This window comes from Streptomyces sp. NBC_00203 (genome assembly GCF_045206325.1).
In the GTDB taxonomy this organism is placed as follows: Bacteria; Actinomycetota; Actinomycetes; order Streptomycetales; family Streptomycetaceae; genus Streptomyces; species Streptomyces lutosisoli.
In genome coordinates this window covers 1,429,122-1,440,527 of the sequence record NZ_CP108126.1, presented here as the reverse complement: position 1 = coordinate 1,440,527, position 11,406 = coordinate 1,429,122, and the positions used below count along the sequence as shown (strand labels likewise).

Annotated in this window: 10 protein-coding genes and 1 pseudogene; 4 read left to right on the top strand and 7 right to left on the bottom strand. The window is 70.5% G+C overall.

The genetic code is table 11. From position 1 onward, the window contains the following. Window positions 1–20 precede the first annotated feature (20 nt). Genes OG975_RS06720 through hypE form a run of 3 tightly spaced genes read left to right on the top strand, consistent with a single transcriptional unit; the run spans window position 21 to window position 2,522 of the window. On the top strand, window positions 21–323 hold the full coding sequence (locus OG975_RS06720; RefSeq protein ID WP_406328136.1) for a HypC/HybG/HupF family hydrogenase formation chaperone: 303 nt from the start codon (window positions 21–23) through the stop codon (window positions 321–323). Continuing rightward, the gene (gene hypD, locus OG975_RS06715) at window positions 323–1,450 is read left to right on the top strand and encodes a hydrogenase formation protein HypD (protein ID WP_406328135.1); all 1,128 of its coding nucleotides are present in this window, start codon (window positions 323–325) and stop codon (window positions 1,448–1,450) included. Before OG975_RS06720 ends, hypD begins: the two co-directional genes overlap by 1 nt. Beyond that, a complete protein-coding gene (gene hypE / locus OG975_RS06710) occupies window positions 1,443–2,522 on the top strand; it encodes a hydrogenase expression/formation protein HypE (RefSeq protein ID WP_406328134.1) in 1,080 nt (359 codons plus the stop codon). Before hypD ends, hypE begins: the two co-directional genes overlap by 8 nt. Before the next feature lie 582 nt (window positions 2,523–3,104). Here hypE and OG975_RS06705 read toward each other — a convergent pair. Genes OG975_RS06705 through OG975_RS06685 form a run of 5 tightly spaced genes read right to left on the bottom strand, consistent with a single transcriptional unit; the run spans window position 3,105 to window position 7,659 of the window. Then, the gene (locus OG975_RS06705) at window positions 3,105–4,958 is read right to left on the bottom strand and encodes an ABC transporter ATP-binding protein (RefSeq protein WP_406328133.1); all 1,854 of its coding nucleotides are present in this window, start codon (window positions 4,956–4,958) and stop codon (window positions 3,105–3,107) included. After that, entirely contained in the window at window positions 4,955–5,392 is a 438-nt protein-coding gene (locus tag OG975_RS06700; RefSeq protein WP_369256173.1) for a lasso peptide biosynthesis B2 protein, read from the bottom strand. The genes OG975_RS06705 and OG975_RS06700 overlap by 4 nt, the downstream gene beginning before the upstream one ends. Further along, entirely contained in the window at window positions 5,389–5,643 is a 255-nt protein-coding gene (locus OG975_RS06695) for a lasso peptide biosynthesis PqqD family chaperone (RefSeq protein ID WP_369256171.1), read from the bottom strand. The genes OG975_RS06700 and OG975_RS06695 overlap by 4 nt, the downstream gene beginning before the upstream one ends. Before the next feature lie 35 nt (window positions 5,644–5,678). Further along, on the bottom strand, window positions 5,679–7,523 hold the full coding sequence (locus OG975_RS06690; RefSeq protein ID WP_406328132.1) for a lasso peptide isopeptide bond-forming cyclase: 1,845 nt from the start codon (window positions 7,521–7,523) through the stop codon (window positions 5,679–5,681). 25 nt (window positions 7,524–7,548) lie between these two features. Then, window positions 7,549–7,659: a keywimysin-related RiPP gene (locus OG975_RS06685; RefSeq protein WP_107407388.1), complete on the bottom strand. Its 111-nt coding sequence runs from the start codon at window positions 7,657–7,659 to the stop codon at window positions 7,549–7,551. 395 nt (window positions 7,660–8,054) lie between these two features. On the opposite strand from OG975_RS06685, the pseudogene OG975_RS06680 reads away from it, so the two are divergent. Next, window positions 8,055–8,138, top strand: a pseudogene (locus OG975_RS06680) (IS5/IS1182 family transposase); the annotation flags it as partial. Window positions 8,139–8,301: 163 nt separating this feature from the next. Here OG975_RS06680 and OG975_RS06675 read toward each other — a convergent pair. Further along, window positions 8,302–9,825, bottom strand: coding sequence for an aldehyde dehydrogenase family protein (locus OG975_RS06675; protein ID WP_406328130.1), 1,524 nt, complete (start codon window positions 9,823–9,825; stop codon window positions 8,302–8,304). Window positions 9,826–10,074: 249 nt separating this feature from the next. Further along, window positions 10,075–11,400 (bottom strand): GAF domain-containing protein, encoded by a 1,326-nt coding sequence (locus OG975_RS06670; RefSeq protein ID WP_406328129.1) that lies wholly within the window; start codon window positions 11,398–11,400, stop codon window positions 10,075–10,077. Window positions 11,401–11,406: the final 6 nt, after the last annotated feature.

The window sequence follows — 11,406 nt, the reverse complement described above, 5'->3', positions numbered from 1 at the left end:
CCCACAGCGAGGAGAGGCTCATGTGCCTGGCGGTACCCGGCAGAGTGCTGGACATCGAGGAACGGGACGGCACCCGGATGGCCACCGTCGACTTCGGCGGCGTGGTCAAGGAGGTGTGCCTGGAGTACCTGCCCGACCTCCAGGTCGGCGAGTACGCCATCGTCCACGTCGGGTTCGCCCTGCAACGGCTGGACGAGGAGTCGGCGCGGCAGACGCTCGAACTGTTCGCCGAACTCGGCCTGTTGCAGGAGGAGTTCGGCGACCCCTGGGAGACGGCGGCGACGGAGGCGGGCGTGGACCCGGTGGAAGAGGTGCGCAAGTAGTGAAGTACATCGACGAGTTCCAGGACCCGGAGCTGGCTCGCCGGCTCCTCGACGACATCCACGCCACGGTGACCAGGCCGTGGGCCCTGATGGAGGTGTGCGGAGGGCAGACGCACAGCATCATCCGCCACGGCATCGACCAGCTCCTGCCGGCGGAGGTCGAGCTGATCCACGGGCCGGGCTGCCCCGTGTGCGTGACCCCGCTGGAGGTCATCGACAAGGCTCTGGAGATCGCCTCCCGGCCGGAGGTGATCTTCTGCTCCTTCGGTGACATGCTGCGCGTGCCGGGTACGGGACGGGACCTGTTCCAGGTCCGCGGGGAAGGCGGTGACGTGCGCGTCGTCTACTCGCCGCTCGACGCACTGCGGGTCGCGCAGCAGAACCCGGACCGCGAGGTGGTGTTCTTCGGCATCGGCTTTGAGACGACGGCACCCCCCAACGCCATGACGGTCCATCAGGCCCGGAAGCTGGGCATCGGGAACTTCAGCATGCTGGTGTCCCATGTCCGCGTACCGCCGGCCATCGAGGCGATCATGTCGTCGCCGAAGTGCCGGGTGCAGGGCTTCCTTGCGGCCGGGCACGTCTGCAGCGTGATGGGCGTGGGGGAGTACCCCGAACTGGCGGAACGCTTCCGCGTCCCGATCGTCGTGACGGGCTTCGAACCACTGGACATCCTGGAAGGCGTGCGCCGGGCCGTCCGTCAGCTGGAACGCGGTGAGCACACCGTCGACAACGCCTACGCCCGTGCCGTCCGCCCGGAGGGCAACCCGGCCGCCCGGGCCATGCTGGAGGACGTCTTCGAGGTCACCGACCGTGCCTGGCGCGGCATCGGGGTGATCCCCGACAGCGGCTGGCGGCTTTCGTCGAAGTACCGCGACCACGACGCCGAGCACCGCTTCTCGGTCGGCGGGATCCAGACGGCCGAACCCGCCGAGTGCCGCAGCGGAGAGGTCCTGCAGGGGCTGCTCAAGCCGCACGAGTGCGAGGCCTTCGGCACCCTGTGCACCCCTCGCACCCCCCTGGGAGCCACCATGGTCTCCAGCGAGGGCGCCTGCGCGGCGTACTACCTCTACCGGCGTCTGGACCTGCCCACCACCGAGGCCCGGGAGGCGAGCCCCGTTGTCTGACACCACCGATCTCCCCGTCCCCGCCCTGGACCTCGAAGCGTGGACGTGCCCGGCACCGGTACGCGACCTGCCCCGCGTCGTCATGGGCCACGGCGGCGGTGGAGCCCTTTCCGCCGAACTGGTCCAGCAGATCTTCGCACCCGCCTTCGGGGGCGAGGTGCTCGCCCAGATGGGTGACGCCGCCGTCCTCTCCCTGGGCGGTGCCCGGCTGGCGTTCTCCACCGATTCCTACGTGGTGCGGCCGCTGTTCTTCCCCGGCGGCAGCATCGGCGACCTGGCGGTCAACGGCACCGTCAACGATCTCGCCATGAGCGGCGCCCGCGCCGCCTACCTCTCCTGCGGATTCATCCTGGAGGAGGGCGTAGAGCTGGACGTGGTCACGCGAGTGTCCGAGGCGCTGGGTGCGGCCGCGCGCGCCGCGTGTGTGGAGGTGGCCACCGGCGACACCAAGGTGGTGGAGGCCGGCCACGGCGACGGGATCTACATCAACACGGCGGGCATCGGCCTCGTCCCGGCGGGCGTCGATCTGCGTCCTCAGCGGGTCGTCCCCGGCGACGTTGTGATCGTCAGCGGCGCCATCGGTGTCCACGGGGTGGCGGTCATGAGCGTGCGCGAGGGCCTGGAATTCGGAGTGGAGATCAAGAGCGACTGCGCGGCGCTGGGCGGCCTGGTCGACGCCATGCTCGCCGTCACCCCGGATCTGCACGTGCTGCGCGATCCCACCCGAGGCGGTCTGGCGGCCGCGCTCAACGAGATCGCGGAGGCCTCCGGCACAGGGGTGGTCATCCGGGAACGCGACGTCCCGGTGCCGCCGGCCGTGGCCAATGCCTGCGCCATTCTCGGACTGGACCCCATGTACATCGCCAACGAGGGCAAGCTGGTGGCCTTCGTCCCGCGCGAGCACGCCGACGCCGTCCTCGAGGCGATGCGAGCCCACCCTCTGGGCGCGGACTCCGTGATCATCGGTGAGGCCGTCGAGGCACATCCCGGCATGGTCGTGGCCCGGACCGGCCTGGGGGGAACGCGGGTGGTCGATCTGCCGATCGGGGAGCAACTGCCGCGGATCTGCTGATACGGGCCTCGCGCGTCGAGGAGGCGGCCGTCCAGGCACCGATCGGACCGCTGGCGACGGCGACGGGCAGCCAGTCCTGAATCGGTGGCCGACTTGCCTACCTGATGTGACGAGACGCAGATCACACTGTCAAAGACACATTGCTGAACACGGAGAGAGGCAGCTCCTATACGGCAACTCAGCCGCCGCCAGAGGGCCATGGTTCAACCGACGCCGACAAGGAGTTCGGTCTGTCGGCCTCGCAAAGCACGCCGGGATCTCGTTCTGGCTCTGCTCCGGTGTGGACCCAGCCGAATGCGCTCGCCGCGCCGGCCAGAGCATCGAGGTTCTGACTGCGCCGTAAGTAGGCGGAGCGAAAGGCGCCTGACGGGTGAAATCCCAGGGCAGGCGCCTTTTTTCGTGCGTCTAGAAGAAGCCCAACTTCTTCGGTGAGTAGCTCACCAGCAGATTCTTGGTCTCATGGTGGTACGGCAGCCGCAAGGCTGTTGACCAGCAGGAACGGGTTTCATGGTCGCGACCGCTGGGCCGATGGCCCGTGCACGGACCGGATCTCGGCCGGCTGGGCCGCGAGGACGGACGGCTTCAATCGTCCGTCCATCCTCGGTTGCCGCTCCCGGCCTCCCCGCCCGGCCGGAGCATCTGGCTCGCGGCCAGCTTGCGATAAAGGTCGCTGCCGGCCAGCAACTCCTCATGGCGTCCGCCGGCGGTGGTGCGGCCGTCCTGCAGCACCAGGATGTGGTCGGCGTGCTGCACGGTGGAGAGGCGGTGGGCGATGACCAGCAAGGCGCACTCCTGGGCTACGTCCTTCATGACGGTGGTGAGCGCCGATTCATTGATCGCGTCGAGGTGGGAGGTGGGCTCGTCCAGCAGGAGCAGTGAGGGGCGGGCCAGCAACGCGCGGGCGAGGGCGACGCGTTGGCGTTCGCCGCCGGAGAGGGTGCTGCCGCGTTCGCCGATGACAGCGTCCAGGCCGCCGGGCAGCCGGTCGACGACTTCTTCGAGTCGGGTCAGTTCGACGACGCGCCGGATCTCCGATTCCGTGGCGTCGGGCACGGCGTAGGTGATGTTGCCGCGCAGGCTGCCGTGGACGACGTGGGTGTTCTGGTCGACGACGGCGATGCGTCGACGGCATGCGTCACGGGTGAGTTCGGTCGCGGGCCGCCCGTCGAAGAGGACGGTGCCCGCGTCCGGCTCGTAGAACCTCGCTACCAGGGCGAACACCGTGCTCTTGCCGGCTCCGGACCGGCCCACCAGGGCCACGTGGCGGCGGGGCTGGACGGCGAACGAAACGCCGCGGAGGACCGGCCGTTCCGGGTCGTAGCCGAAGTGGACGTCGCGCAGGGCGAGGGCGGGCTGTTCGCGAGTGACGGACGGCCTGGTCGGCCGCGGTGTGGGTGTGCGATCTCTCGGGATCTGGGGCGCGGTGGGTTCGGCAGGCAGGCAGAGCGCCTCGTCGATGCGCTGGTAGGCGCCCATTCCACGTTGGACGAGACCCACGGCACGGAAGACGGAGGACAGCGGCAGGACGAGATACGAGGCGTACAGCAGGAAGGCGACGAGGTCGCCGAGGGAGCCGGCGTGGCCGTTGACGCGCAGGCCGCCGACGACCAGGACGATGAGGAAGGAGCCCTGGACGGCGAGTTCGACGGCGGAGCTCATGATGGAGGCGAGCTTCGCGGTGCGTACCCCCGCGCCGTAGGCCGCATCGACGCGCGCACCGATGCCAGCCGCCTCGCGCTCCTCGGCGCGGTGCACGCGGACCATCGGCAGGGCGCCGAGGGCGCGTTCCAGATCGGCGGCGATGGCACCGACCGAGTCCTGCATGTGTTCGGACGCGCATCTGATACCCGTGAGCAGCGACGCGACGACCACGGCCGCCGCTGCCACGGTGACAGCGACCAGGAGCAGCAGCAGGGGGTCCAGCCACGCCATGAGGATGATCGCTCCGGCGGCGACAAGGCTCCCCGTCACCAGATCGACCAGGGCCTGCGACACGACCTCGCGGAGGAGGGTGGTGTCGGCCGTCACCCGGGAGATGAGGTCGCCGCCCCGGTGGCGGTCGTATTCCCTCATCTCCAGCCGGAGCAGCTGTCCCACCAGCCTGTGACGGAGCTGCCGTACGACGCCTTCGCCCGTCCGTTCCAGAATGAAGCGTCCCGCAGCTCCCGTCGCCGCCTCGATGACGAACAGCGCGCCGAGCAGGCCCAGCAGCGGCCAGATGACCTGTCCGCGGCCGCTCGCGTCCACGACGTGCTTGGCGACGAGCGGCTGGGCCAGTCCCAGGGCGGAGCCCATGAGGGTCAGTACGGTGGCGACGGAGATGGCGCTCCGGTGCCCGGTGGTGAGCCGGTACATCGTGGCCACCGCCGCGCGGGTGGACTTGTCACCCTCGGCAGCCGCGGCCCGGTCACCGTGCAGGACCGTCGCGCCGGTCATCGGTCCGTCGGCCGTGGCAGTGGGTCGACGGCCACCAGCCGGGCGAAGTAGCCCTCCGGCAAACCCTCGCCGACGGGACGGCCTTCCGCCTCGATCCAGGCGTGCGCGGTGAAGGGCGGGACGACGCGTACACCGGTGCACCAGGTCGGCCACGTTCCGCCGAGCCGGCACAGTAGTGCGGCCCCCAAGGAGCGCGGCAGGCACCCCTTCGGCCCGGCGCAGCGCAGGCTGGCGGCGCACATGGCGTCGCGCGCGTTCTGGGCCTGCGCGGTGGTGGCGGGCGCGGCACCGCGCCGCAGGATGCCGAGTACGGTGCGGATGCGGCGGGGCGGCAGCAGGGCGAAGGCGACGGCAGGGAGCAGGACGAGGCGGGCGGCCAGGCGTCGGGCCAGGGGCACACCGGTAGGTCGCTCCAGCGCGCTGGGCGTCGTCATGAGGCGAGCCCCGAGCTCCGCAGCTGCCGTACGAGCGTCTCGACGTCCTGCAGGGCCTGTGCCTGGTCGATGTCGAACTCCTGGACCAGGGCGGCGGCCGCGTCCGCTTCCTCGCCGCCGTCGAGCAGCGTCCGCACCACGAGAGTGGCAGTCGGGTTCAACTCCCAGTAGGCGCCGGCCCGTTCGTCCAGCAGCACAGTGCCGTAGTCGGTCTCGGCCGTGGAGACGTCGTCGCCGAACCGCAGGGGCATATGAGGGCCTTTCTGACATGGGGATGTGGTCAGGGTCATGGGACGCGGGTGTGGCTGCGGGCAAGGCCCCGCAGCCACACCTCGGCGGCGATCGTGGAGTAGAGGATGGCGTCGGACAACCCCGGGGAGGCGGGCCGCCGGGCAAGGCGGCGGAGCTCGGCGCCGTCCACCAAGCCCAACTCCGCCAGCCGCGAGTCCTCCCACAGGGCCAGCAGGTCGGCGCGGTGTTGGCGCAGTCCGTTGGAGGCATCCATGGCGGCCGTGGCCTTGTTGGCCCGCCGCAGGCAGGCGTCAGGTACGATCCCGCGCATCGCGGCGCTCAGGACGGGCTTGTACTGCCAGGGCGTGACGCGCTCGCTCGGGCGTACGGCGAGACACGCCTCGATGACGCGGTCGTCGAGGAAGGGAGAGGCCATCGGCAGGCCGGCGCGGGCCGCCATCCGGTCCCACTGCCGGATGACGCGGGTGCACGAACGGATCTGCTCCAGGTCTGCGTGCAGTCCACGGTCCGGATGCAGTGGCGAGGCCGTTGCCGCGGCAGCGAGCAGTGCCCGGCGGGCCATTCGTTCGGCCTCGGGAGTCACCCAGTCGAACAGGCGTGGGGCCATGCCCCAGCCGAGACCCGTTGCGACGGACGGGGCCAACGGGTCGCGCAGGTGGCCGGCGGCGTCGGCGAGCCACTTGCCGTACGGCCGGGAGTCGGCGAGAGCGCGGACTGTGCCGCCGAGCGGCCACTGCCACAGCGCCCGGAACCCACGCAACTGTCGGAGGGCGAACAGCGGACTGGTGCGCAGCAGTCGGTGGTAGTACGCCTCGGAGCACCATGCCACGTGGTCGCCGCCGATGCCGGTCAGGTGCAACCGGCTGCCGCGTGCGGCGAGGCCGGGCAGATGGTGCAGGACCCGGGAGCGGTCCATGACTCCGATGGTGGGCTCGTCGAGGAGGTCGTCGATGCCGAGCAGGTCCTCGTAGACCAGCGGTGAGGCGTCGGCGTCCCAGACCACGTGCTCGACGTCCGGGAGGTACCCCATCGCCCGCTCGGCCCAGTGCAGGTCGGTGTCCGCCGGATCGCGTCCCGGCCACGTACTGGCCACCACGCGGGCGGGGGAGCGGTCGGCCAGGAAGCAGACGGAGGTCGAGTCCAGGCCGCCGGACAGGTCGCAGCTCACCACACCGCCCTGAAGGGTACGCGCGCCGACGGCCTCCTCCAGTGCCTTCCGGATCAGGGGCGCCGCTTCGGCAAGCGGCCGGACCGGCTCCGGCGGCGTCCACCACCGGGTGTGCCGTACGCCGCGGCCTTCCGCGGCGACGACCACAGCGTCTTGCGGAGGAACGGCGGTGATCGCACGCCACAGGGACGTCTCGGAGAGCGGATACGGAGCGGGCCACAGCAGCCTTACGGCCAGTTCCTCCACGTCGGGGTCGAGGCCCAGGACGGCGGCGAGCGTGTCGGCTCGGGTAGCGGCCACCCGCACGCCGTCGATCTCCGCGTGGAAGACGAGGCGCAGTCCGGAGGCGGTGCCCTGCACTCTGATCTGTCCGTCGAGGGCGGCGACGAGGTGGAAGCTGCCGGGGAGGGAATGGGCCAGTGCGTCGAGCTCCGCGAGATCACGCAGCCGTGCGACCCGGCGCCGCAGGTCGTCGGCTTGGATCGGGCAGCAGCCGACGACGGCGACGGAGGCACCGCCGGCGTTGGCCGTGAGGACCTCGTCCTCGTGCCAGTGGCCGACCAGCCAGGGCCGGCCCGACGCATGCGCGAGGGTCCGGCTTCCGGGGCGGGCGAAGGAGCGGGCCACGGCGGCCGCGTCCGCACGGTCCGTGAAGACCGCGAAGTGCGCGTCGCCGGGGCCCGTCCCCGCACTTTCGTGCAGTTCAGTCATGACGTCGGTCAGCGACCGTCGGTCGTCAGTTCTTGCTCAGGATCAGTCGGTCGTTGCCGTGGCGCTGCAGCAGCCCCGTCTCCTTCCGGAACGTACCGAGCCGGACGAGCGTCGGCGCCTCATAGGCCTTCTTCATGACTACTCCTCACATGAAGCTTTCCCGACCACCTCCCTGACCGACGGGCCAGAGGACTGGCCGATGTGCCGCCGGTCGGTCCAGGGTTCATCGGGAACCCGGGCCAGGAAGTGGGCGCAGCACATAGCTAGCTGCAGAGCGTGAGACCAAGGCAAGAGTGTTTGCGAAGCTCGGATAATATGCAAAAGCCGAATTGCTTGGGTTGTGCGCCCCTCTCGTTTTGGCTGTTGTTGGCGCAGCATTGTTTGTGACCCGGACGCGCGCATGTTTGATTGAACGTTTCGACCTGCATCCTGGCAGCTGCTCGTCGCACTTGCCGGACACGCATGACGGCGGCCACGGGCGGGCGCCGCCGGGGCGCGCGCCACGCCCCCTGGACATGCTCCTCTTGAGGGACCACCACGATCGCCGACGGAGGCTACCGGGGCCCCGGCTTGGTGGTCCCGCACCGTAGCCCGCCAGGCGGCGAAGTCACCGACTGACAGAGGGAACACAACCGCCAGCACAAGCAGGTTCGTGCCAAAGATCGTTCGTACGGGTGGGATCTGTCGGGCGTAAGGCCGTATTGGGACTCGCTGCTCAGCTTGCGCCGACAAGGGCGCCTGACGGGCATCTGCCCTGTTCAGACGCCCTTTTCTGCGTTTAGAAGAAGCCCAGCTTCTTCGGCGAGTACGACACCAGCAGATTCTTGGTCTGCTGGTAGTGCTCCAGCATCATCTTGTGGTTCTCCCGGCCGATGCCGGACTGCTTGTATCCGCCGAACGCCGCGTGCGCCGGGTACGCGTGGTAGCAGTTCGTCCAGACACGGCCCGCCTGGATCGCGCGGCCCGCCCGGTAGGCGGTGTTGATGTCCCGTGTCCACACGCCGGCCCCGAGCCCGTACAGGGTGTCGTTGGCGATCTTGATGGCGTCGTCGAAGCCGTCGAAGGACGCGACCGAGACGACCGGGCCGAAGATCTCCTCCTGGAAGATCCGCATCCGGTTGTCGCCCTCGAAGATCGTCGGCTGGACGTAGTAGCCGCCCTTCAACTCCCCGTCGTACTCGATGCGTTCACCACCCGTGAGGACCTTGGCGCCCTCCTGTCGGCCGATGCCGAGGTAGGAGAGAATCTTCTCCAGCTGGTCGTTGGAGGCCTGGGCGCCGATCATCGTGTCGGTGTCCAGCGGATGGCCGGGCTTGATGAGTTCGGTGCGGGCGACCGCCGCCTGAAGGAACTCCCCGTAGTGGCCGCGCTGGACCAGCGCGCGGGACGGACAGGTGCACACCTCGCCCTGGTTGAGCGCGAACATCGTGAAGCCCTCGAGGGCCTTGTCGAGGAAATCGTCGTTCGCCGCCGACACGTCGTCGAAGAAGATGTTCGGAGATTTGCCGCCGAGCTCCAGCGTGACCGGCTTGATGTTCTCCGAGGCGTACTGCATGATCAGCCGCCCCGTCGTGGTCTCACCCGTGAACGCGACCTTCGCCACCCGCGGGCTGGACGCGAGCGGCTTTCCCGCCTCCACGCCGAAGCCGTTGACGATGTTCACGACGCCCGGCGGCAGCAGGTCCGCGATCAGGCTCATCCAGTAGTGGATGGACGCCGGGGTCTGCTCGGCGGGCTTGATGACGACCGCGTTGCCGGCCGCCAGGGCCGGGGCGAGCTTCCAGACCGCCATCAGGATGGGGAAGTTCCACGGAATGATCTGCGCGACGACGCCGAGCGGCTCGTGGAAGTGGTACGCGACGGTGTCGTCGTCGACCTCGCCGAGCGAACCCTCCTGCGCGCGGATCGCCCCCGCGAAGTAGCGGAAGTGGTCGATCGCGAGCGGGATGTCGGCCGCCAGGGTCTCGCGCACCGGCTTGCCGTTCTCCCAGCTCTCGGCGACCGCCAGCTTCTCCAGGTTCGCCTCCATCCGGTCGGCGATCTTGAGCAGGATGTCACCACGCGCGGTGACGGACGTGCGGCCCCAGGCGGGCGCCGCCGCGTGCGCCGCGTCCAGCGCGCGCTCGACGTCCTCGGCGGTGCCCCGCGCGACCTCGGTGAACGGCTGCCCGTTCACCGGACTCGGGTCCTCGAAGTACTGCCCGCGAGCCGGCGGCACGTACTCGCCGCCGATGAAGTGGTCGTAACGCGCCTGGTAGGAGACGATCGCGCCCTCGGTGCCAGGCGCCGCGTAACGGGTCATGCTGCTCTGCCTCCCGGAGAAGCGCTGCCCGCCGTTGGGCAGCTCTCGCCGCGAGGCTAGGAACGCCGACGTTGCGAAGACGTTGCGTGCCCGGGAATCGGCCTGTGGGGTTACGCCGGTGGCGCGGTGGCGCGGTGGCGCGGTGGCGCGGTGGCGCGGTGGCGCGGTGGCGCGGTGGCGCGGTGGCGCGGTGGCGGAGTGCCAGGGGCGCCGCGTGCCCCGGTGGCTGTTGGGCTTGCGGTGTGTTCGTCAGCGTGGCGTCGGGCGTGCCGTCCCGTGGTGTGCCGGTCGCGTCCGTCCGGGGGGTGCGGGGTGCGCCCAGCCCGGTGGCGCCGACAACTCGGCCTCCAACGCAGCCAGCCGCGCCCGCACCGCCGCCGTCGGGCGCACCGCGGCCAGCGCCCGCCATACGTCGAGGTCGTCCTCGCCCCACGGCGCGCGGGCCCAGTCGGCCAGCAGGTCGGGATCGCGGCGGGCGATGAGCGCCGTACGCAGCCCCTCGGCGAGCCGGTGCCGCAGCCGCACCACTGCCGGTGCCCCTGAACCCGGCAACAGCGGACCCGCGTACACCGCCGCGGCCGCCGTGACCGCGCCGGTGCCGAGCCGTCGCTCCACGACCGCTACATCGGACTCGACCGGCGCCGTGAGCCGATAGGGGCGCGAACCCAGCAGTCCCGGCCCGAGAACCCGGCGCAGCCGTGCCAGTTCAGCGCGCAGCGTCACCGGCGTCACCGACTCGTCCTCGTACAGCGCGCACAACAACTCGTCGCCCGTCAGACCCTCCGGGTGCCGGGCCAGCAGCACTAGGATCTCGCTGTGCCTGCGGCTGAGCCTCATCTTCCGCCCGCCCGCAAGCAGTTGAGCCTCGTCGCGGCCCAGCGCGGTCAGTTCGATCGTGTCGGCCATGGCCTTCGGTGGTGCGAGCAACGCCAGTTGGGACTCCGCGGCGCGCGCCACCGCCTGCACGAAACCGAGACTGTGCGGATGCGCGAGCCCGTCCCCGCCGGTGATGTCCACCGCGCCGAGAACCCGCCCGGTGCGCGGATCATGCACGGGCGCCGCCGCGCACGTCCAGGGCTGGACACGCCGGATGAAGTGCTCGGCCGCGAACACCTGCACCGGCCGGTCGACGGCCACCGCCGTGCCAGGAGCGTTCGTACCGACCGCCGTCTCCGACCATCGCGCACCCGGCACGAAGTTCATCCGCCCCGCCCGCCTCCGCGGCACTGGATGGCCCTCGACCCACAGCAGTCTGCCCTGCGCGTCGCACACCGCCAGGAGGTGCTCCCCGTCCGCCGCGAACGTCCCCATGAGTTCCCGGAACAGCGGCATCACCCGGGCCAGCGGATGCTCGGCCCGATACGAGCCCAGATCCCCGTCCGTGAGCTCCACGCTCGCGGTGCCGTCCGGCACGACGCCCGCCCGCGCCGAACGCCGCCACGAGTCGGCCACCACGGAACGCACCGGCCGTGGCACCGTGCCCGCCTCGGTGAACGCCTCGTGGGCACGACGCAGGATCCGCACCCGCTCGACGGGATCGGTGCCCGGTTCCAGGGCCACCCATGGATCGGTCAACTCGGC

Bases quoted from the DNA above. Each gene is read 5' to 3' on its own strand.
- OG975_RS06720 (WP_406328136.1), top strand. From the start codon at position 21: ATGTGCCTGGCGGTACCCGGCAGAGTGCTGGACATCGAGGAACGGGAC.
- OG975_RS06705 (WP_406328133.1), bottom strand. From the start codon at position 4,958: ATGACCGGCGCGACGGTCCTGCACGGTGACCGGGCCGCGGCTGCCGAG.
- OG975_RS06700 (WP_369256173.1), bottom strand. From the start codon at position 5,392: ATGACGACGCCCAGCGCGCTGGAGCGACCTACCGGTGTGCCCCTGGCC.
- OG975_RS06695 (WP_369256171.1), bottom strand. From the start codon at position 5,643: ATGCCCCTGCGGTTCGGCGACGACGTCTCCACGGCCGAGACCGACTAC.
- OG975_RS06690 (WP_406328132.1), bottom strand. From the start codon at position 7,523: ATGACTGAACTGCACGAAAGTGCGGGGACGGGCCCCGGCGACGCGCAC.
- OG975_RS06685 (WP_107407388.1), bottom strand. From the start codon at position 7,659: ATGAAGAAGGCCTATGAGGCGCCGACGCTCGTCCGGCTCGGTACGTTC.
- OG975_RS06675 (WP_406328130.1), bottom strand. From the start codon at position 9,825: ATGACCCGTTACGCGGCGCCTGGCACCGAGGGCGCGATCGTCTCCTAC.